This is a genomic window from Methylobacterium sp. BE186 (genome assembly GCF_031457035.1).
Taxonomy (GTDB): domain Bacteria; phylum Pseudomonadota; class Alphaproteobacteria; order Rhizobiales; family Beijerinckiaceae; genus Methylobacterium; species Methylobacterium segetis.
Genome location: NZ_JAVDVV010000006.1, coordinates 13,702 through 34,729, shown reverse-complemented (window position 1 = coordinate 34,729; position 21,028 = coordinate 13,702). Strand labels below are relative to the sequence as shown.

The 21,028-nt window shown below is 68.8% G+C and carries 19 protein-coding genes and 1 tRNA gene; 3 read left to right on the top strand and 17 right to left on the bottom strand.

Annotation, left to right across the window (positions count from 1 at the left end; all coding sequences use genetic code 11):
- Positions 1-371: 371 nt before the first annotated feature.
- The 12 genes from eutC to J2X36_RS08500 all read right to left on the bottom strand — a co-directional run bounded on the left by eutC (position 372) and on the right by J2X36_RS08500 (position 14,664).
- The gene (eutC, locus tag J2X36_RS08555) at positions 372-1,151 is read right to left on the bottom strand and encodes an ethanolamine ammonia-lyase subunit EutC (protein ID WP_310348413.1); all 780 of its coding nucleotides are present in this window, start codon (positions 1,149-1,151) and stop codon (positions 372-374) included.
- Entirely contained in the window at positions 1,148-2,530 is a 1,383-nt protein-coding gene (locus J2X36_RS08550; RefSeq protein WP_310348410.1) for an ethanolamine ammonia-lyase subunit EutB, read from the bottom strand. The genes eutC and J2X36_RS08550 overlap by 4 nt, the downstream gene beginning before the upstream one ends.
- 94 nt (positions 2,531-2,624) lie before the next feature.
- Positions 2,625-3,485, bottom strand: coding sequence for a transglutaminase family protein (locus J2X36_RS08545; RefSeq protein ID WP_310348407.1), 861 nt, complete (start codon positions 3,483-3,485; stop codon positions 2,625-2,627).
- A gap of 103 nt (positions 3,486-3,588) precedes the next feature.
- On the bottom strand, positions 3,589-4,182 hold the full coding sequence (locus J2X36_RS08540) for an LUD domain-containing protein (protein ID WP_132254788.1): 594 nt from the start codon (positions 4,180-4,182) through the stop codon (positions 3,589-3,591).
- Positions 4,179-5,789: a lactate utilization protein B gene (locus J2X36_RS08535; RefSeq protein ID WP_310348402.1), complete on the bottom strand. Its 1,611-nt coding sequence runs from the start codon at positions 5,787-5,789 to the stop codon at positions 4,179-4,181. Before J2X36_RS08535 ends, J2X36_RS08540 begins: the two co-directional genes overlap by 4 nt.
- Positions 5,786-6,529 carry a (Fe-S)-binding protein gene (locus J2X36_RS08530; RefSeq protein ID WP_132254786.1) on the bottom strand — a complete coding sequence of 248 codons (744 nt, stop codon included), beginning with the start codon at positions 6,527-6,529 and terminating at the stop codon, positions 5,786-5,788. The genes J2X36_RS08535 and J2X36_RS08530 overlap by 4 nt, the downstream gene beginning before the upstream one ends.
- 159 nt (positions 6,530-6,688) lie before the next feature.
- Positions 6,689-8,422 (bottom strand): ubiquinone-dependent pyruvate dehydrogenase, encoded by a 1,734-nt coding sequence (poxB, locus tag J2X36_RS08525; protein WP_310348399.1) that lies wholly within the window; start codon positions 8,420-8,422, stop codon positions 6,689-6,691.
- Between the two features lie 87 nt (positions 8,423-8,509).
- Complete coding sequence (locus tag J2X36_RS08520) at positions 8,510-9,109, bottom strand: cysteine hydrolase family protein (RefSeq protein ID WP_310348396.1); 600 nt, start codon at positions 9,107-9,109, stop codon at positions 8,510-8,512.
- 62 nt (positions 9,110-9,171) lie between these two features.
- Positions 9,172-12,327: a glycosyltransferase gene (locus tag J2X36_RS08515; RefSeq protein WP_310348394.1), complete on the bottom strand. Its 3,156-nt coding sequence runs from the start codon at positions 12,325-12,327 to the stop codon at positions 9,172-9,174.
- A gap of 81 nt (positions 12,328-12,408) precedes the next feature.
- Entirely contained in the window at positions 12,409-13,869 is a 1,461-nt protein-coding gene (locus tag J2X36_RS08510; RefSeq protein WP_310348392.1) for a glycosyltransferase, read from the bottom strand.
- 86 nt (positions 13,870-13,955) lie between these two features.
- Positions 13,956-14,032, bottom strand: a tRNA-Arg gene (locus J2X36_RS08505).
- Between the two features lie 92 nt (positions 14,033-14,124).
- Entirely contained in the window at positions 14,125-14,664 is a 540-nt protein-coding gene (locus J2X36_RS08500) for a MucR family transcriptional regulator (RefSeq protein WP_405029753.1), read from the bottom strand.
- 107 nt (positions 14,665-14,771) lie between these two features.
- Between J2X36_RS08500 and J2X36_RS08495 the strand changes: the two genes are divergently transcribed.
- Positions 14,772-14,966, top strand: coding sequence for a hypothetical protein (locus J2X36_RS08495; protein WP_310348390.1), 195 nt, complete (start codon positions 14,772-14,774; stop codon positions 14,964-14,966).
- A gap of 228 nt (positions 14,967-15,194) precedes the next feature.
- Here J2X36_RS08495 and argC read toward each other — a convergent pair whose 3' ends face one another.
- Positions 15,195-16,145 carry an N-acetyl-gamma-glutamyl-phosphate reductase gene (gene argC / locus J2X36_RS08490; RefSeq protein ID WP_310348389.1) on the bottom strand — a complete coding sequence of 317 codons (951 nt, stop codon included), beginning with the start codon at positions 16,143-16,145 and terminating at the stop codon, positions 15,195-15,197.
- Between the two features lie 200 nt (positions 16,146-16,345).
- Here argC and J2X36_RS08485 point away from each other — a divergent pair, with 200 nt between their 5' ends.
- The gene (locus tag J2X36_RS08485; protein ID WP_132255542.1) at positions 16,346-16,876 is read left to right on the top strand and encodes a hypothetical protein; all 531 of its coding nucleotides are present in this window, start codon (positions 16,346-16,348) and stop codon (positions 16,874-16,876) included.
- Positions 16,877-16,975: 99 nt separating this feature from the next.
- Here the strand turns inward: J2X36_RS08485 and rpsI are convergent, their stop codons facing one another.
- The 3 genes from rpsI to J2X36_RS08470 form a co-directional block, all read right to left on the bottom strand.
- Entirely contained in the window at positions 16,976-17,458 is a 483-nt protein-coding gene (gene rpsI / locus J2X36_RS08480) for a 30S ribosomal protein S9 (protein WP_132255541.1), read from the bottom strand.
- 2 nt (positions 17,459-17,460) lie between these two features.
- Positions 17,461-17,922, bottom strand: a complete 462-nt coding sequence (rplM, locus tag J2X36_RS08475) for a 50S ribosomal protein L13 (protein WP_132255540.1) — start codon at positions 17,920-17,922, stop codon at positions 17,461-17,463.
- A 181-nt stretch (positions 17,923-18,103) separates the two neighbouring features.
- On the bottom strand, positions 18,104-18,568 hold the full coding sequence (locus J2X36_RS08470; RefSeq protein ID WP_310348382.1) for a PaaI family thioesterase: 465 nt from the start codon (positions 18,566-18,568) through the stop codon (positions 18,104-18,106).
- A 96-nt stretch (positions 18,569-18,664) separates the two neighbouring features.
- Here J2X36_RS08470 and J2X36_RS08465 point away from each other — a divergent pair, with 96 nt between their 5' ends.
- On the top strand, positions 18,665-19,237 hold the full coding sequence (locus tag J2X36_RS08465) for a CoA-binding protein (protein WP_132255539.1): 573 nt from the start codon (positions 18,665-18,667) through the stop codon (positions 19,235-19,237).
- A gap of 63 nt (positions 19,238-19,300) precedes the next feature.
- Here J2X36_RS08465 and J2X36_RS08460 read toward each other — a convergent pair whose 3' ends face one another.
- Positions 19,301-20,947 carry a glycosyl transferase family 90 gene (locus J2X36_RS08460; RefSeq protein WP_310348380.1) on the bottom strand — a complete coding sequence of 549 codons (1,647 nt, stop codon included), beginning with the start codon at positions 20,945-20,947 and terminating at the stop codon, positions 19,301-19,303.
- Positions 20,948-21,028 lie beyond the last annotated feature (81 nt).

The following is a 21,028-nucleotide window of genomic DNA, read 5'->3' as shown; positions in this document are numbered from 1 at the left end:
AAAGACCACGGAACGAGACGGTAAATCGTTGTCGGAACTGCCCTTTACCGCCGATCCTGAGGTGGTCCCGGTTTATGGCGGGATCGCGGCGGATGAGGGCGTGTCTCGGGGCAAACTCGGGATGGTTTTACGGTGTTGCGACCCCGCCACAGCCACGCTTCGCGGCCGATGCCGGGGGGGCGGTGCCGGGCCGCTCGCGCGGGCCTCGGGCAGCCGCGGGACGGTATCCCGGACGCGCTCTCCGGTCGGTAAGGCGATGATCGCGATCTACGTCTGCCTATGCCGAAACGTGATCGCTCGGATGTGCGTTCGGGGGATCCTGACAGGGGGCCCAGGATGGCGCCGGCACGCCGGGCGGGAGCCGCGCCGTCTCAGCGCGCGGGCAAGCCCGCCGCCGCTTCCGGCCCTTCCAGCGCCCGGTCGCTCTCGTCCTTCAGGCCGATTCCGGTCAGCCCCCGGGCAAGCGCCTGCCCGAGCAGCCAGCTCAGCCGGAAGGCCGCGTCCGCGGGCTGCAGCCCCGCTTCGCGCACGTTCGAGATGCAGTTGCGCTCCGCATCCGACCGGCCGGGCCTCGGGTCGAAGGTCAGGTAGATGCCGAGACTGTCGGGCGAGGACAGGCCCGGCCGCTCGCCGATCAGCACGGCGACCGCCCGCGCCTGCAGCGCCGCGCCGATCGCGTCGCCCAGCGCGACCCGGGCCTGTTCCGCAACGACCACCGGCGCGAGGCGCCAGCTCGCCGCCTCCGCATAGGGCAGGAAGGCGGCGATCAGGCGGGCGGCGTTCTCGTGCACGGCGCGGGCCGAGAGCCCGTCCGCCACGACGAGGGCGAGGTCGGCGGGCGGGCCCGCCGCGGCGGCGAGGGCGGACGCCCCCTCCTCCGACAGGCGCCTTCCGTAATCCGGCCGGCGCAGGTAGGTCGCTCGGTCCGGCGCTCGCGAGGCGACCGTCAGGGTCCGCAATCCGAGGGCCGCGATGGCGTCCGCCACGGCGGCGGCCTCCATCGGCGCGTGGACCGCATCGCGCGCCTGGGCATGGGCGAGGCCGAAGCGCAGCACCTCCCGCGTCGGCAACCCGTTGCCGGCCCGCCCGAGGCCGATCCGGGCGGGGGTGAGCGCCGAGAGGCGGCTCCAGAGATCGTCGGGTCGGCTCATGAAGCGAGCCCCGGCGCTGCCGCGACGAGCCTCGGGGTCCCGTCTCCGGGCAGCAGCGATCCCGCCGCGTCCGCGAGCCCGATCCGGGCGAGCCAGGCCTCGAATTCGGGCGCGCGGCGCAGCCCCAGCACCTCGCGCAGGTAGAGCGCATCGTGGAAGGAGGTGGACTGATAGTTCAGCATGACGTCGTCGGCGCCGGGCACGCCCATGATGTAGGTGCAGCCGGCCGCCCCGAGCAGCGTCAGGAGCGTGTCCATGTCGTCCTGGTCGGCCTCGGCGTGGTTCGTGTAGCAGACGTCGACGCCGAGCGGCACGCCCATCAGCTTGCCGCAGAAATGGTCTTCCAGGGCCGCCCGGATGATCTCCTTGCCGTCGTAGAGGTATTCGGGCCCGATGAAGCCCACCACCGTGTTGACGAGGAGCGGCTCGTAGGCGCGGGCCACCGCGTAGGCCCGGGCCTCCAAGGTCTGCTGATCGATGCCGTGATGGGCGTCCGCCGACAGCGCCGAGCCCTGGCCCGTCTCGAAATACATCACGTTCTGCCCAAGCGTGCCGCGCCTCAGCGCGACGGCCGCCTCGCGGGCCTCCTTCAGGAGCGCCAGGGTGACGCCGAAGCTCGCATTGGCCGCTTGCGTGCCCGCGATCGACTGGAACGGCAGGTCGACCGGCCAACCCCGGTTCATCGCCTCGATCGTCGTCGTGATGTGGGTGAGCACGCATCCCTGCGTCGGGATGTCGAGGCGCCGGATCACGTCGTCCAGGAGGTGCAGGAGCCGACCCAGCGCCTGGAGCGAGTCCGAGGCCGGATTGATGCCGATCACGGCGTCGCCGCAGCCGAGGCTGAGCCCGTCGAGGATCGAGGCCGTGATGCCGGCCGGGTCGTCGGTCGGGTGGTTCGGCTGCAGCCGGGCCGCGAGCGTCCCGGGCAGGCCGATCGTGTTGCGGAAGCGCGTGACGATGCGGGCCTTGCGGGCGACCAGGATCAGGTCTTGGTTGCGCATGATCTTCGAGACGGCCGCCGCAATCTCGGGCGTGACCGACGGCGCGATCCGCGTCAGCGTCTCGGGCGGGGCGCCGAGCAGGAACTCGCGGAAATCACCGACGGTCAGATGCGCGATCTCGGAAAATGCCTTGGCCTCATGAGTGTCGAGGATGAGCCGGGTGACGTCGTCCTCCTCGTAGGGGATCAGCGGCCGGGCGAGGATCTCCGAGAGGGGCACCTCGGCGAGGCACCAGCGGGCGGCCACGCATTCCTCGGCCGATTCGGCGGCGATGCCGGCGAGCCGGTCGCCGGACCGCGGCGGCGTCGCCTTGGCCATCAAGGTCGCGAGATCGGCGAAGGCCCAGGTCCGTGGTCCGACGATGTGGCGATAGGCCATCCCGCGAGGTCTTCCGGCTCGGTCACGACAGGCAGAGGATGCGCGACGGCGCGGTTATGTCAAAGCGCAGGCGATCCCGTGATCCCGGAAGAGGTCAGGCCGCGCCCGCATGCGGGGCGGGCTCTTCCGTCGAGATCGCGTCGACCGTGCGCTGGCCCGTCTCGTCCCGCCCGTCCGCACGGTCGATGCGGATCTGCATGCCCTTGGGCTGCATGTTGCCGTAGGGCGTCGAGAAGGCGATCTCGGCCGCATCGCGGCCGACGCCGATGCGCACGAGGCCGTCGAGGTTCGCCTGCCGCGTTGCGTCGAACAACCACCAGCGTCCGTCGAGATAGGCTTCGAAGACGGCGTGGAAGTCGCAGGGCACGAGGCCGTAGGCGTAGCAGGAGACGAAGCGGGCCGGGATGCCGAGTGCCCGGCAGAAGGCGGTGCCGAGATGGGCGAAATCCCGGCAGACGCCGGCACGGGCGAGTAGGGTCTCGTCGGCGGTGGTCTCCTCGTCGCTCGCGCCGCGCACGTAGGCGATGTGGTCGTGGATCCAATTGCAGATCGCGTTCACCCGCTGATGCCCTTTGGAAAGGCCACCGAACTCGGCCTGCGCGAAGGGGGTGAGCCGGTCGGAGGAGACGAAGCGGCTCGGCAGCAGGAAGGGGAGGATGTCGAGTGGGAGCGCGGCGAGCGGCGTCTCGTCGATCCCGGCCGGGTCCGCCCGGGTAACGGTGAGGTCGACCTCGGCATTGTACTCGAGCGAGAACGCCCCGGTCGGCACGGTCACGCCGAGATAGCGGTTCTGGAAGTCGGGCGAGACGTAGATGCGCCGCGCGAGGTCCGGCGAGAGGGTCAGGCTCTCGCTGACGATGTGAAGGCTCTTCAGCCGCGCCACCTCGAGATTGAAGATGAACAGCGTGTCCGAGAGGATCTCGTAGGAGAGGCTGCAGCCCAGGGTGTAGCGCACCGGCGGCTCCTTGCGCGGGGGGACGACAGGCCCGGTGCAAGGACCGCGCCCGGCGATTCTGGGGATCGAGCAAGCCCTCCCCGAATGTCGGGCGCAGGTGTCCTCAAGTCCGGGGCATCAGCACCACGGTCAGCGAGCGCACGCCCTGCGCCCCGTGAATCAGCACGCCCTCGATGTCGGCGGTGGCCGAGGGGCCCGTGTGCAGCACGGCATAGGCCGCTCCCGCGAAATCCGGTCGCCGGTAGGCCGCCTGAATGTTGACGAGGATGTCCTGGGGATCGAGCAGCACGATCAGGTGCTGGGCCAGGTAGGCCACCGCGTTGACCCGCAATTCGTCCTGCGTGAACAGCACCGAGCCCGTCTCCGCGACGCCGAAGACCGCGCGCACCACCGCGACGTCGACATCGGCGAGGTCGGCCGGGTTCTCCACCTGCGCGAGATCCCGGTTCCCCTGCACCTCCGGCACAGCCGAGGCCACGACCCTGGCGGCGGCGAGGCGCTCGCGCACCGGCGCCAGCGGATCACGGCCGGGCTCGGCCTCGGCGACGCGCCCGCCCATGCGTTTCAGGCGGTCCGCGAACTCGGCGACGAGATCCGGGCCGACGAGGGGCGCGAAATCCGGCAGGGACGGCAGGGGATAGGCGCCCGCGGGGCGGTTCTGCCGGATCGCCCCGAGGATCGCCTCGCGCGAGCTCACGCTTCGCCTCCCGTCTTGTCCGCCTTCATGCGGTTCTGCCGGTACCAGGCGTGGAAGCTCTGGCGCGGGGTGTGGGGCATCTCGCGTCCCCTCCCCCAGGTGTTGACCGGGTTGTAGACGGCGAAGCGCGGCAGCACCCGCAGGGCCGAATCCGCCGCGCCGATCGCGGCCCGGTAGGCGGCCGGGCGGCTCAGCACCTGGCCCGCGGCCTTCATCATGCCCTTCTTGACGAGCGGGATCTCGTGCTCCTCGGCCAGTACCTTGCGCCACGCGAAGATCTGCTCGTGGATGTTGATCTTCACCGGGCAGACGTTGGTGCAGGAGCCGTTCATCGTCGAGGAGAAGGGCAGCGTCGAGTATTTCCGCTTGTTGAAGGTCGGGTCGATGATGAGCCCGATCGGTCCCGAATAGGTCGCCCCGTAGGAGAGGCCGCCCGAGCGCCGGTAGACCGGGCAGGTGTTCATGCAGGCCCCGCAGCGGATGCATTTCAGCGAGGTCCAGAACTCCTCCATCCCGAGGCGGGCCGAGCGGCCGTTATCGACGAGCACCATGTGCATCTCGGTGCCCTTGCGGGGCCCGCGGAAATGCGAGGTGTACTGGGTGATCGGCGAGCCCAGAGCGGAGCGGGAGAGCAGCCGGATGAACACGCCGAGATGCTCGATCCGCGGGATCAGCTTCTCGATGCCGATCGAGTGGATCTGCAGCTTCGGCACGTTGCCCGAGAGGTCGGCGTTGCCCTCGTTGGTGCAGGTCACCACCGTGCCGGTCTCGGCGATCGCGAAGTTGCAGCCCGTCATCCCGGCATCGGCCGTGAGGATGTGCGGGCGCGTCGTCTCGCGCTGGCTCTCGGCGAGATAGTGGATGTCGTCGTTCTCGGGATCGGTGCCGAGCGTCCGGGCGAAGACCTCCGCCACGTCGAGGCGGGTCTTGTGGACGGCCGGGCAGACGACGTGGCTCGGGTCCTCGTTGTCGAGCTGCTGGATGCGCTCGCCGAGGTCGGTCTCGATGATCTCGATGCCCTGTGCGGCCATGTAGTGCCGAAAGCCGCATTCCTCCGTGAGCATCGACTTGGACTTGATGAGCGTCCTCGCACCGTGGTCTTTCAGGATGCCGTGGACGATGCGGTTATGCTCCGCGCCATCCGCCGCCCAGTGGACGTGGACGCCGTTCGCCTTGGCATTGGCCTCGAACTCCTCGAGGTAGCGGTCGAGGTTCGAGAGGGTGTGCGCCTTGATCTGCGAGGCGAGCTCGCGCAGCGCCTCCCATTCGGGGATGCCGTGGGCGACCGTGTCGCGCTTCTTGCGCAGGTCCCACAGGCGCTCGTCGTGGGCCTTGAGGTGCAGGGGCGCCGCGATGAAGCGCTCGGCGGCCTCCGCCTGATCGATCGGCCGGTTGCCCTTGACCTTGGCGCCCCGCGGCTGCGGCTCGCGGGTGCGGGCCGCCTTGGGCGCAGCGCTGATCGGCTGGGAAGCGGCTTCCGCGTGCTGCAGCCGGCCGCCATCCTGGCCGCGCTCGCTCTCGTCGGAGGGCTGGCGGACGTCCGGATGGATCAGGCCGCCGCGCTGGCTCGCGCCGTCATGGACGCGAAGGTCGTTTGGCTCGCTCATGCGGCGGCTCCGTTCAGGACCTGGGCGATGTGGATGAACCTGAGCGGCACGCCGAGGCGCTCGGCGCAGCCCTTCTGGTGCATCATGCAGGAGGAATCGGCCGAGACGACGTATTCCGCGCCGGCCCGGGCGTGGTCGCTCACCTTGTCGTAGCCCATCTTGGCCGACACGGCGGGCTCGAACACCGAGAAGGTGCCGCCGAAGCCGCAGCACTCGTCCGGCCGCGCGATCTCGACGACCTCCAGGCCCTTCACCTTGGCGAGGAGATCGAGCGGCTTCGAGAAGAAGGGTGCGTTGATCTCGCTGGGGCGGGCGTGGCCGATGCCGCGGAGCGCGTTGCAATTCGAGTGGTAGCTGACCTTGTGCGGGAATTCCGCCCAGGGAAACGCCTCGACCTTGAGCACGTCGTGCAGGAACTCGACGAGTTCGTAGGTGTTCGCCCGGACGTGCCGAACCTCGTCCGTCTGCGGGATCGCGGTGAGGTGGGCGCGGACCTGATGGGCGCAGCTGCCCGAGGGCACGACGATGTGGTCGAAGCCGGAAAAATTCCTCACGAACAGCGCTTCGGTCGCTGCCGCCTCGGCGTGGCAGCCGGTATTCGTCATCGGCTGGCCGCAGCAGGTCTGGTCGTAGGGGTACTCGACGTCGAGGCCGAGGCGCTCCAAGAGCTCGAGCGTCGCGATGCCGACCTCCGGCTCGAAGGCATCGACGTAGCACGGCACGAACAGTCCGATGCGCATGGGAGCGTCTCACCGCTGTCCGGCGGAACGGAATCGCGCCAGACTGGAACTCTTCAAAGGTCAGGCTGTGGGTCTACGCAGAACGCGGCGCTTCTGCCACCCCAAACCGCCCCGACCGATGAGAGGCGGCACCGATCGTAACGCCGCGGGCGTTGCCGCTCAGCGGATGAGGTTCGTCTTGGCGAGGTCGAGGACCGCATCGCCCCGCCCGCTCATGACCGCCCGCAGCACGTAGAGGCTGAAGCCCTTGACCTGCTGGCCGTCGATCTTGGGCGGGATCGAGAGTTCCTGCCGGTTGACCACGACGTCGAGAAGCGTCGGGCCTTCATGGGCGAAGATCTCGGAGGCGGCACCCTCCAGTTCGCCCGGATCCTCGACGCGGACGCCGTGGATGCCCGCGGCGCGGGCGAGGCTCGCGAAATCCGGGTTCTCGAGTTCGACCCCGGTCTCCAGGTAGCCCGCGGCCTTCATCTCCATCTCGACGAAACCGAGCGAGCCGTTGTTGAAGACGACGATCTTCACCGGCAGCTTCTCCTGCCGCAGTGTCAGCAGGTCGCCCATCAGCATGGCGAACCCGCCGTCCCCGGAGAGGGAGACGACCTGGCGCTTGCGGTTCGCGGCCTGTGCGCCGAGCCCCTGCGCCATGGCGTTCGCCATCGAGCCGTGCACCCAGGAGCCGAGGAGCCGGCGTCGCCCATTCATCCGGAGGTAGCGCGCGGCCCAGATCGTCGGCGTACCGACATCCGCCGTGAAGATCGCGTCCTCGGCGGCCGCGTCGCTCACCACCTTGGCGAGGTACTGCGGGTGGATGGGCTTGCGGCCGGGCTTGCCGGTCGCGAGCTCGTCGAGCCCCTCCCGCGCCTTGGCGTAGTGCTTCAGGCTCGCGTCCAGGTAGCTCCGGTCGCTCTTCACCTGAAGCTTCGGCAGGAGCGCCTCGATCGTCGCGGCGACGTCGCCGACGACGCCGAGATCGAGCCGGCAGCGCCGGCCGAGCTGCTGCGGCCGCAGGTCGACCTGCGCGACCTTGGCGCCGCTCGGATAGAATTGCTTGTAGGGGAAGTCGCTGCCCAGCATCAGCAGGGTCTCGCAGGCATGCATCGCGGCGTAGCCCGACGAGAAGCCGATCAGGCCCGTCATGCCGACGTCATAGGGGTTGTCGTACTCGACGAATTCCTTGCCGCCGAGCGCGTGCACGATCGGACTCTTGAGTGTCTCGGCGAGGCGAAGAAGCTCCGCATGCGCCCCGGCGCAACCACGCCCGCAGAGCAGCGTGATCCGCTTCGAGCCGTTGAGGAGGTCGGCGAGCGCGTCGAGCTCCGCCTCGGCCGGCCGCACGACCGGCTTGGGCGGAATGAGGCCGCGGATGGGTCCGACCGCGCGGACGGGCGCATTCTTCACCGCGACGTCGCCGGGGATGATGACGACGGCCACGCCCCTCTGGCCGATGGCGGCCCGCAGGGCATTCTCGAGCACGAAGGGAAGCTGCGAGGGGTCGGAGACCGTCTCGCAGTAATGCGAGCACTCGCGGAACAGGTGCTTCGGGTCCGTCTCCTGGAAGTAGCCGGAGCCGATCTCGGCCGAGGGGATGTGAGCCGCGATGGCGAGCACCGGCGTGCGCGTCCGATGGCAATCGTAGAGGCCGTTGATCAGGTGGACGTGGCCCGGCCCGCAGGACCCCGCGCAGACCGCGAGCCCGCCCGTGATCTGACTCTCGGCTCCCGCCGCGAAGGCGCCGGCCTCTTCGTGCCGGACGTGGATCCATTCGATCCGGCCGCGCGAGCGGATCGCCTCCGTGATCGCGTTGAGGCTGTCGCCGACGACGCCGTAAATGCGGGCGACGCCGATCTCCTGAAGGGTCTCGACGACGAGATCGGCGACGTTGTGGATGGTCATGGCCCGGTTCCCGGCTCGGCATGCGCTCCTGTCCGAACCGATGAAGCGGAGCCGTGTTCCGCTGCGTTGCGGAAGGTGCGTGGGCGCTCAGTCCTTCAGGTCGGCGGCGCGCGGCGCCACGACCGCGAAGAGGTCGGCGAGGGCGGCGAGGCTCGCGGATTGGAGCTGCGCCGCGGGCACGACGCTGCCGTCGGGCGCTGGCAGATCCCGCGTCGCGGTGGCGGCAGCCACCACGGTCGGGCGGAAGCCCAGGTTGAAGGCGCTGCGGGCGGTCGAATTCACGCACATATGCGTCATGAACCCCGCCAGCACCACGTCCTTCACGCCCGCAGCCTCCAGCCGAGCCTGGAGGTCGGTGCCGACGAACGAACTCGGATAGGATTTGGTGATCACGGGTTCGTCGCCCTGCGGCGCGACCTCGTCGCTAATCTGGCCGATCGGCGCCGTCACGTCGTAGGGCGAGCCCAGTCCCGCATCGTGGCGGACGTGGATGACCGGGATGCCGGCCGCCCGGGCCCGGTCCAGGAGTTCCCGCGCTTCGCGGACGGCCGCCTCGACGCCGTCGAGCCGCATCACCCCCTCGCGGTAGGTGTTCTGGAGATCGATCAGCACGAGGGCCGAGCCCTTCAGGGTGCCGGGGCTCGAGCCCAGCCCCGAGAGGTCGCGCAGGGTTTTCAGGTCGGTCATACGGGCGTTCCTCTCGCGAAGCGGGTGCGGTCCGGCAGAGGAGGCGGTTTTCGGCTCCCGCGTCAATGCGACCTTCGTCCGTCGGAAACCCCGAGGATCTCGGCCACATCGCTCTGCGTGACCGCTTCGCCGGCGCGGGCATAGTCGGCGAGGGTCAGCGGCGCTCGCCGCGCAGGCGCGTGGGGCTGCACGCTCGCGAGGCGCCCCCGGGCGGCGAGGAGATGAGCCAGAAGCTCGTGCGGATCGCTCGTCGGCGGAATCAGGAAGCCGCCGCCCTCCGCGCGGATCCGCTCCGCCGGCGCACCGAAATCGAAGGCCGCCACCGGATAGCCCGCCTCCCAGACCTCGGAGAGGACGTAGGAGTAGGTTTCCGGCCAGACGCTCGGCAGGAGCACGAAATCCGGCCCGATGGCCGTCAGGCGCGCCTGCAATTCGGAGGGCCGGTAGCGCCCCGAGACCGCGGCGTTGCCGTGCCGGATGAAGCGCGCGTCGTCGGCGGTGATGCCGACGACGGTGACGTGCAGCGGCGCCCGCTCCAGAGCCGCCTGCTGGACCGTGCGCAGGAGCAGGTTGTAGCCCTTGTGCCAGCCGATGGCGCCGACCACCGCGAGCGTGAGGGCCCGGGCGCCCTCGGCGCGCCGACCGATCACCCGGGTGGTTCCCTTCGGCTCTGGCTCCGGGTGCGGCAGGGCCGTTACCGATTGCAGGCCGAAGCGGCGGACGTAGCGCGCGGCGGTGTCGCGGGAGGGCGCGATCAGGCGACGGGCTCCCCGCAGGATCCCGGCGTTGAACCCGAGCCACGTCGCGAGGTCGTCCTCGATGAGCGCCGATTGATCGCCGAAACTGTAGGGTACGCCACCCGTGACGCAGATCTGGCAGACCTGGGGAGGCGGTTCACCGCAGTAGAAGTCGCGCCCGTCGATCAGGTGCACGCGCGGGCAGAACCACTGAAAGTCGTGGAGCATGACGTCGTAGGGGCGCGACGCCACCAGCGAGCGCAGGAGACCGCTGTCGAAATTGAGCCGGGAGTTGATGTGCAACTCGATGGCGACGCCGGCCGCCTCGATGCCCTTCAGGAAATCCTCGACCTGTGCCGTCCCGAGCGTGAGGGCGAATCCGTCCTCGTCGAAGCGGATCTCCAGGCGCGGATCCTCACCCTCGTCGTCGAGCGGGGCGAGAACGGCTAGCGCGTGACGCGGATCGCGGGACAGGCCGTGCATGTCCCGGACGTAGCGCTCGGTGCCGCCGCCCCGCCCGTGGCTGACATGCAGGGTCAGCCGATCGAAGCGGCCCGCAAGCAGCCGCTGCGCCACGGCGATCCGCGTCCGTGCGAGCGGGTCGGCCTTCACGAAGGCTTCGACCTCGGGAACGTATTCCGGGTAGAGCGCCTCCAGCCGGGCATGGTTCGTGGCCAGGATCTCGAGCCGCTTGGCGGGGCCGAAGGAGACGGAGCCCTCGTGCACGACGTAGGCGTCGGGGGCAGCGAGGTGGATCCAGCCGAGATCGCGGGCCGTGAGGCACCAATCGACCTCCTCGCAATAGCCGCGTCCCCAATCGGGCGAGAAGCTCCCGACCTCGTCGAGGGCCGCCCGGTTCAGGTGCATGCAGAAGCCGACGCCGGTCGGGAGCTCGACCGGCGGCGCCCCCGTCTCCGCGAAGGCCCGGTCGATCTCCGCAACGTCGAGCCCGAAGGCCGGCGGGTTGACGGCCGTGACGCTCGGGAAGCTCAGGATCGTGGCGTTGTTCGACAGGGGCGTGACGCTGGCGATGCCGGGCCGTGCGTGGCAGTGCCGCGAAAGCCGCTCGACGACGCCGGGCGGCAGGATCGTGTCGGCATTGACGAGGAGAGCGTCCTCGCCCGGGTCCAGCAGCGAGAAGCCGCGATTGACCGTCGCGATGAAGCCGAGGTTCTGCGGGTTCTCGAGGATCGTCAGGCCCGGATGGGCCGCCGCCGCGACCTCCGCGAGATAGGCGCCGACGGCCGCGTCCGGCGAGCCGTCGTTGATCACGAGCGCCCGGATCCGGCCCGGCCGCAAGTGCGGGATCAGCGAGGCGAGGCAGAGTTTCAGGTCGGCGAGCCCGTTATAGGCGGGCACGATGGCACAGACCGGCGGAGGGGTTGCAGGGGCGAGGCTCCGCGGAGCCGGCGGCGCCGCGTCGCGCCGCTCGGCCAGCAGGACCTCCGGGTCTGCCCGCTCCACCTCGACGATCTTCGCGCGGACCGCACGCCGGGTCTCCAGCGTGGTCTCGGGCAGGGGCTCGGACAGGAGCGCCGCGCGCGCTTCGGCCCGCCGTTCGGCGATCCGCGCGGCGAGCGTCCGCGTCGCGAAGCGGGCGATGCGCACGCCCCCGTCCTTCGGCCCTGCGACGAGGTCGAGGTCTCCGTCGATCTCGAGGTCGTAGAAGGCGAAACCGGTCGCCTCGCGCCCGTGCGCGGCCTTCAGGTCCGGCCGAAAATGGGTCGCGACCTCGGCCAGGGTGTCGTCACCGGAGACGAGCCGCATCGAGGTCGGGGCATCGAGGGAGGCCGCATCGAAGAACCAGCCCGCGACGCGGTTCGGGCTCGCGGCGTCGATGTGGAACTTGGGCTTGGCCGCCCATGGGCCGAACTCGATCGTGGTGTCGGCGACGCGGACGGAGAGGTGATGCGGCACACCGTCGAGAGCCGCGGGCGGCACCGGCAGCCGGAACCCGTTCCAGCCGCCCCACACGCCGCCGAACATCAGCTCTCGCCGGAATTGGTCCGGGGACGTCGCCCCATCCTCGACCCCATCGACGAGGAGGCGCACGAGAGGGGGCGGCTCCCCTCCTCGTGGCGCGAAGAGCGGCGAGACCCACCCTTCGACCGCGTAGTTGCGCACGCCGTCGATGCGGCCGGCATAGCGGCCGGGACCGACCTCGAAGTTGCGGCGGAGCGTGCGGGCGCCGATCGCGACGCTCACCGTGAGCGTGCTGTGGCCGGCAAGAAGAGCAGGATCGAAGAGTGCGTGCGCGTAGCGGGTGCCCCCGAGCGTGAGCGTGCGCCCCGTCGGTAACGTGCGGGTCGGTTCTCCCGGCGCGCGCAGCGACACCCGGACCTCCGCATTCGGCGAAGCGGCCGGCATGCCGACCAGCACGCCGCTGCCGTAGAGGGTGAACCACGGGCGTGCGGCGGAGCGCGCCGCGAGCCACCGCTGCCCGCCCGTCGCGAGGCTCCTCAGATTCTTGACGAGACGCAATGCCCTTGTCCGACCCGTGAACGCCGACTTCCAGGCGCGGCTTAGCGGCTTTTCAACCGGGGGTGAACCGGCGCCGTCGGCTCAGGCCGCGCGTCGATCGGCTTCCGGGCCATCGGACGCGACCCGCATGGCGCGCCGGCTGCGGTTGAGGACCCGTTTCAACAGGCCGCCGAGGACGAGTTCGATCGCGATGCCTCTCCGGTACCGGTCGCTCCAATCGGCGCCGCTGGCGAGCAGGCGCAAGGGCCCGAAGCTCTGGCTCAGGCGGCGCAGGGCCCGGTCCGACCGTTTGGTGCCGCCTGGCATCTCGGTCAGGCGGTCGACCAGGATGCGCAGTCGCACCGGCTCCGTGTCGATCCATTTCACGATGCCGGGCTCGCTCGCGGCGCTGCGCAGACGATGCCCGAAGATGCCGCGCCGCGTGAATCGCGAGACACGGGCGAGGCTCTCGCGCAGCACGGTGCGCGAGCTCTTCCACCGCACCAGGGCTCCGGTGTGGTTGCTTCCATGCTGGACGTAGCGCGCCAGCGGCTCGGCGAGGTAGCGCAGGCTGCCGCGGCGGGCAGCCAGCAGGGCGATCCAATGGTCGTGATAGGTCAGCCCGGGTGCGGCCGGGAAGGGCAGCGCCTCCTCGATCAATTCCCGCCGCGCAAGGATCGTCATGCCGGTGACGACGTTCGCGAGCAGGAGGCCGCCGAGGCTTCCATATCGAGGCCGCCGGTGCACCCAGTAGGTCGGCGAGATGAGGCTGCCGTCCGGCCGCACGACCTCCATATCCGAGTAGCAGCAGGCGTGATCGACGCCCTCCGCAACCGCGACCTGGCGGGCGAGGCGTTCGGGAAGCCAGACGTCGTCCTGATCGCTGAAGGCGACGAACCCGCAGCTGTCCGGAAGGGACGCGCAGGCCCGTTCGAAATTGCGATAGAAGCCGAGCCTGGGGCCGGGCGGCAGGAGGTGGAACCGCGAGTCGCCGCCGATCGTCTCGGCGATCGCGCGCAGCACATCCGGCCTCGATTGATCGTCCGAGATGACGCAGATCCAGTCGCGATGGGTCTGCGCGCGGATCGATGCGATCTGCCGGGCGAACAGGGCGGGATCGGGGTTGTGGGTCGCCATGGCGATGCCGACCCGTCCCAGCGCGCGGTTCTCTCCCGTGGGTTCCGCAACCGGCTCGGCCCTGATCAGATCGACCGCGGCGAGGCGGATCTCGCTCGAAGCTCCGTCACCCCAATGCACGGTCGCTTCGAGAAACGCCGCCCCGTTGCTCAGGCCCGGGTCCGGCGGAAACACCGCCGAGAGGTAGAAGCCGCCGTCGATGCGATCGCCGATTCCGGCTTCCGTCGGCCCGAGCAGACCGTCCTGGAGGAAGAGGCGGCTGGCCTCGACGGTCCGGCCACCCTGAACGAGGCGCAGGTGCAGGGAGGCGACGCGCTCAGCGCGATCGTGGACGAAGCCGCGCAGGCCGAGTGCCGCTCCGCGTGCCGACAGGACGACGGGAGACACGCCCCGATCCAGCGAGATCCAGAGGTCTCTCTCCATCATGATTCATGACCGCCCCGCGGGCGTTCGGAGCGGCGGAAGGTCCGCACGGTGACGTGTCCCGTATCCCTGTCTGGCCGAATCCGGCGTGGCGACCCCGGTAGGGCTCGAACCTACGACCTGCCGCTTAGAAGGCGGCTGCTCTATCCAGCTGAGCTACGGGGCCACGGCCGGCGCCTCTCTAACAGAGGGCATGGGACGAGTCATCCGATGCCGCCACCGTCGAGAGTGCGCCCGAGCGCGGGCTGCCTGCGGCCCTCAGGCCTCCTTCTTCCGGCGCCCGGGCCGGCGCTTCTTCTCGCCCTCGTCCGCTGACGCTTCGGCAGTCTCGGCGGGAGCCGACTCGACGGTCTCGTCCGCGGCGCCCTTTGCCGGGGACTTGCGGCGCTGCTGCCCGAGGCCGAGGGCGCGAGCGAGCTCCGAGCGCTGCTCCGAATAGCTCTGCGAGGTCATCGGATAGTCGGGCGCGAGACCCCACTTCGCACGATACTGTTCCGGCGTCAGCCCGCGCAAGGTGAGGTGCCGCCTCAGGGTCTTGTACTGCTTGCCGTCCTCGAAGCTGATCAGATAGTCGGCCGTGACCGAACGGCGAATCTCCTGACTCGTCGCTTTCGGAGGACCCGCTTCAGCACTCGCCCGGCCGTTCCCGGACACGGTGCGGATCGCCTCGTGTACGTCGCTGAGGAGCTTCGGAAGCTCCGCGCTTTGTACATGATTGTTGCTGACGTAAGCCGAAACGATGTCTGCCGCGAGGGTGATGAGGTGCCCCTTGTCGGTCTCTGTCTCGCTCATGCTCATTGGCCATATTATCGTGCGTTGATGATATTCTCGACCGTAAGCTCAGCACCGGCAACCGGCAAGATGTTTTGGGGACGAGAACGTCCGAAAAACGACGATAAATGTGGATGGTTACCACCGATTTTGCAGGCTGCCGGCCCGAAAGACCGTCCGGACTCGAACTTCGTGCGCGCTTTTCCAACGCATCACCGAAATCGCCGGATGCGAGTTCTGCGCGGGCTGATGCCGGGCAAGGTCTTATCAGGATTGCGCAAAAGCTCTTCATGGCCCGCACGCTCACGCGCATCGATCTTCAGGCTTGAACCCTGAGTTCCGAAGCTCAGCGCGAGGTTCGGGGACGAGCGAGGCGCCGCTCAACAGCGCAGGGCCATCGACATTTCTCGAAACGCCGGCGGCGTGCCGGCGCGCCCTCGACCGGACGGTGCCGCTCGGCTCGACCGCGCGGTATGATTCGTCGGCGCGCACGGCATCGTCCGGCAGAGCCCTGCCGGTGCCGCCTCTCGTGTGTCTGCAGCGTTGGCGTGCGCGGATCAGTCGAGGCCGAGCATCAGACCGATGTTCTGCACGGCCGCGCCGGACGCGCCCTTGCCGAGATTGTCGAGGCGGGCGACCAGGACGGCCTGCGCGTGCTCGTCCGATCCGAAGACCCGCAATTCGAGAAGATCGGAATCGTTGAGGTCTTCCGGCTCCAGGCGCTCCCGATGCGCGCCGGTGGCCGCGCCGGGAACGACCCGGACGAGGTTCTGCCCGGCATACCAGTCGCGGAGCGTGGATTCGAGGTCGCTCGCATCGGGGGTGCCGGGCACGCTTCCGAGATGCAGCGGGATGCTGACCAGCATCCCCTGCCGAAAATTGCCGACGGAGGGCACGAAGATCGGCCGCCTGCTCAGTCCGCTATAGGTCTGCGTCTCGGGCAGGTGCTTGTGCGCGAAACCGAGGCCGTAGAGCTGGAACGGGGGAGCGGCGCCGCTCTCGTAGGCCTCGATCATGCTCTTGCCGCCGCCGCTATAGCCGCTGACCGCGTTGATGCTGATCGGGAAGTCGGGCGGGATCAGCCCGCCGTCGACGAGCGGGCGCAGCAGCGCGATCGCCCCGGTCGGGTAGCAGCCGGGATTGGCCACACGCCGGCTCACCCGAATCGCGCCGGCCTGCTCCCGCGTGAGTTCCGGGAAACCGTAGACCCAGCCCGGGCTGACCCGGTGCGCGGTGCTCGCGTCGAGGATGCGGGGGCCGCCCCCGGGGAGGCCGTCCGCGAGCGCCACGGTTTCCCGTGCCGCGTCGTCGGGAAGGCAGAGCACCACGAGGTCGACCTCGCCGAGGAGCGCGCGCTTGGCCGCCACGTCCTTTCGGCTCTCGTGCGGGATGCTGCGCAGTTCGACGCGCCCGTCCCGCTCCAAGCGCTCACGAATGCCGAGACCCGTCGTGCCGGCCTCGCCGTCGATGAATACCCTTTTCCTGTCCGGGCTGGTCCGGTCCGCCATCGCCTGTCGCCTTCCCGCGCTGTCGCTGCCCCGCGAGGTGGAGGGGAGCGGTGCGCAAGTCAATGTTGCCGGACGAACATGACAATCCGTCGTGGCCGGCCCTCGTCCACAGGCTGTCCCGATGTCGCGGCCGGCAGGCCGGAACTCCCCTCTCCGCCTCCGGTTGACCGCCCAATCCTCAATATTCGGAGACGAGTGACATGTCGGAGACTGCCGAGAAGACCGACCCCAAGCTGTGGCAGACGGTCAAGAAGCGCGTCACCCAATCCTCGAAGGGCGGGAAGCCGGGGCAATGGTCCGCCCGGAAGGCACAGATGGCGACGTCCGAGTACAAGAAGGAGGGCGGCGGCTACGCCGGCAAGAAGGGCGGCGACAACCACCTCAAACAATGGACGGATGAGGAATGGGGCACGAAATCCGGTCGGAAGAGTGCCGATACGGGCGAGCGCTACCTGCCGAAGAAGACCCGCAACACCCTGTCCGATGCCGAGTACGCGCGCTCCTCGGACAAGAAGAGGGCCGACACGGCGAAGGGCAAGCAGTTCTCGAAGCAGCCGAAGGACGTGGCCCGCAAAGCCGCAGCGTCGCGCAAGGGCGCAGCGTCGCGCAAGAGCGGTGTCAGCGCCTCCGGCTCCACGAAAGCGGACCTGATGAAGAAGGCGCAGGCCAAGAACATTCCCGGACGCTCGAAGATGTCCAAGGGCGAGTTGGAGCGCGCGCTCCACGCCTGAAACCGCCGTGCCGGCGTCCCGGGCGCACGGCCAACCTCAAGAAAAAAGGGCGGACCCTCGCGGGCCCGCCCTGTTCGTTCGCCGAAGCCGACGTCGCCGTCAGCGCTTCGAGAACTGGAAGCTGCGGCGGGCCTTCTTGCGGCCGTACTTCTTGCGCTCGACGACGCGGGAGTCGCGCGTGAGGAAGCCTTCGCGCTTCAGCGGCGAGCGCAGTTCCGGCTCGTAGTAGGTCAGGGCCTTCGAGAGGCCGTGGCGCACCGCGCCAGCCTGGCCCGAGAGGCCGCCACCCGCCACCGTCACGGTGATGTCGTACTGGTCGACGCGGTTGGCCACCTGGAGCGGCTGACGCAGGATCATGCGCAGCACGGGCCGGGCGAAGTAGGTGTCGACCGGGCGGCTGTTGATGACGATCTTGCCGGAGCCCGGCTTGATCCAGACGCGGGCGACCGCGTCCTTGCGCTTGCCGGTGGCGTAGGCCCGGCCCTGGGCATCCAGCTTCTGGACATGGACCGGAGCGTCGCTCTGGTTGTCCGAGGCGGTGTTGGTCCGGTTGAGGTCGGCGAGGGACTGAAGGGTCGCCATGATCAAGCGCTCACGTTCTTGCGGTTGAGGGCGCCGACGTCGAGCGACTGCGGCTGCTGGGCCTCGTGCGGGTGCTCGGTGCCCTTGTAGACCCGCAGGTTGCCCAGGATCTGGCGGAAGAGCGGGCCGCGCGGGAGCATGCGCTCCACGGCCTTCTCGACGACGCGCTCGGGGAAGCGGCCCTCGAGGATGAACTTGGCCGAGCGCTCCTTGATGCCGCCCGGATAGCCGGTGTGGTGGTAGTAAACCTTCTGGTTGTACTTCCGCCCGGTGAACTTCACCTTCTCGGCGTTGATGACAATGACGTTGTCGCCGCAATCGACGTGGGGCGTGTAGGCGGCCTTGTGCTTGCCGCGCAGGCGCATCGCGACGATGGAGGCGAGCCGGCCGACGACCAAGCCCTCCGCATCGATCACGACCCACTTCTTGTCGACGTCGGCGGGCTTCAGCGAAGTTGTTTTCATGGCCGAACCCGTGACTTGGGGGTGTGACGTGGGGTGTCTCGAAAACGAGTGCCGCCACGTTCGGGGGAACGCAGCGGCGTACGGCGGCTCCCATACGGGTCTCTTCGCCCCGCGTCAAGGCAATTGCGGGCAGCCAAGAGCCGAAAACGCGAGATTTCAGAGGTGCTTCGTCATTGCGGTATCATGATACCGCAGATCCGGGCGGGATCGAGTAGGTTCCGGTCGCGTGACAGACGAGATCGTCCGAGTCCCGCGCCGTGATGAGCACCTCGCCGACGGCGAGACGCCGGCCGAGCTTCATCAGCCGTGCCTCCGCCACGAGCCCGGCCGGCCCCGGTCTCCGAAGGAAGTTGAAGCTGAGATTGGTGGTGACCGCGAGACCGACGGGGCCGATCTGCGAGAGGATCGCCGCGTAGAGGGCGAGATCCGCGAGCGCCATCATGGACGGCCCGGACACCGTGCCGCCGGGGCGCAGGTGACGCTCGTGATGGTCCATCCGCATGCGCGCCGAGAGGCGGCCCACCGCCTCCAGGTGATAGGTGCGTCCGCCGTGATGGATCTGCGGAAACTCGCGCTCCAGGAAGGCGGTGACCTCGGCCAGGGACATGCGCGGCTCGCCGCCCTCCACTTCGCGCAATCCCGACATCCCCGCCTCACCCCTGCCCTGCGCCGCTCGCGCGGAGCGCCGTCGCTGTCCAGGGCCGCCTTGCAGCATGGGCGGGGATGGCCGACAAGTCCCGCCATGATCCCGACTCCCGATGCGCGGCCCGAGGGCCTCCCGACCCGCCACGACAGCTACCCGGATGCGTTGATCCGGAAAATCCTGCGCGAGGCGCGCTCGATCGCGCTCGTCGGCGCCTCGGCGAACCCCGCGCGACCCAGCTGGATCGTGCTGAAATACCTCCTCGACCGCGGCTACGACGTCGTACCCGTCAACCCCGGACTGGCCGGCCAGGAGCTCCTCGGGCGGCGGGTCGTCGCCTCGCTCGCGGATCTCGGACGCCGTGTCGACATGGTCGAGATCTTCCGCAACGCGCAGGCCGCCGGTCCCCTCGTCGACGCGGCGTTGTCGCTGCCCGATCCGCCGGGGGTGATCTGGATGCAACTCGGCGTGCGCAACGACGCCGCCGCGGCCCGTGCCGAGGCGCGGGGCCTCACCGTCGTGATGAATCGCTGTCCGAAGATCGAGTACGGACGCCTGTCGGGCGAGATCGGCTGGACGGGGGTGAACTCGCGCATCATCAGCGCCAGAAAGCCCGTCCTGTCCTCTCGCGGCGTGCAGAAGCTGACGATCGACAGCCGCGGCGGGGAGTGAGCGTCCGTCGGCGGGCAGAACGCGAGCGCCGCGCCCCGGCCACGCCTCGTCCGCTCGATCCGGCTACGCGACGGTGAGACGCAATCGCTGAACGGCGATGCCGAGGATGCGGAGATCGTCCCAACGCCCCGTCCGGTTCGCACTCGCGGCATCGGGAATCACGAGAAGTAGGGTGAGCCTGGGTCGAGCCTCGACGACGCCGCTCGGAATCGGGATCGTGAAACTCGCCTCGTGCGCGACACTGATCTCCTTCAGATGATGTCCGTTCACGATGACGGCTACTCGCTGTGCGGGAAGGTCGGGTCCGACATTCCCGAAAGCCTGAAGATGGAGGATCAAGTCCGATCGGAAGGGCGGTTTCGCGAGTTCGATGACGGCGTGATCGTCGAGCGTCCATTCGTAGGTGGTCGAGGCGTCCCCTGCCCACCCTTGGCGAAGGGATGCGCGCGCATTGCCCTCCGCGCCGAACCGTAGATCGGCGAGCGCGAGCCCGGCATGGGCGCGGTAGGCCGCCACGGCCACTTCGCTGCCCCGTTGCACTTCCGTCTCGAATGTCATCCCGAAGGCGAGTTGCTGAGCGCGCTGGCCGATCGAGCGCGCCCGATCCTCCCTCTGTCGCAGCCAGAGAACCTTCTCGACCAAGTCCCTCATCTCGGGTTCGACCGGGACGTAGTGGATCCAGGGCTCGAGCCGATCGTAATACCACTGCCTGAATCCGTGCGGGGAGGCGACCTTGAACACCGGGCTGCCGGAGAGCAGCTTCAGGAAGAGACCCGGCCAGGAGTTCGTATTGCCGTCGATGTCGATATGGTATCTATAGTTGATCAGCTCCTCGTTGCTCACGTAAGGCTTGTGGTAGCCTTTGGCGATGATGGCATCGCGCGAAGCACCCGGTACCTGAACGAATTGCGAGATCCCGACGTCGAAGATGTCGGGCCGATTCGCCTCGTCGACGCGTTGGCACAGGACGACGCGGGGAAGTTCCTGCCAGATATGGCCAAGGCCGGTATCGGACCCGCGCCAGAACACCACGTCCCGGCGTTCGGCCCAATCCAGAGCCTTGGTGTGCACGATGGTTCGGAAGTTCTGGTAGGCGCGATTGTACATGAAGATCGGATCGGGGATTAAGAACGTCTTCCTGTCGTTCGAACACCCCGAGATCGCGCCGGGCATGCTGGCGTCTCCGAGGGCGAATACGGCCGTCGATGCCGCCTCGACCTTGGAGATCGTGGATTGGATGATCGGAAGCCAGTCGATCAATCGCCCAAAGATCTCATCGGCATGAACGAAGCTGTAGAGATGCTGGTTGACGGCGATGACGCAGGCCGGCCCGGCGCCGAGCGTGACGTGGACAGCCTCCCGGTGCTTGAAGGGGCTGACATAATCGAGGGTCCACGTGACATCGAAATCGATGCCGAGATCGGCTTTCAGTGCGTCCATGCCGAGTTCCGGGCACCCGCACACCATGCAGGCCGCCGCAAAAACCCGCTTGTGCGCCCATGAGAGCTTGGCCAGCTCAAATCGATCGGCGAGCGCGGTCAGATAATCTCGGGCTTCCTCGATTCTCAGATCGAAGGCGATCAGTTGCGCATCGATGATGCCGACGTCGAATTCATGGAGGTTTCCAGCATCTCTGCGCTGGCGAAGCCGATCGGCGAGCGACGCATCTCGCCGCTGGAGCGCGATCCGGATTTCTTCAACGGAGATCATTCGGTGCTAACCTGCTTGGATAAGCCGGACTTGTAGAGGGATGATGAGGTCAGTGTTGCAATGGCTGCGGGGCTTCGTCCC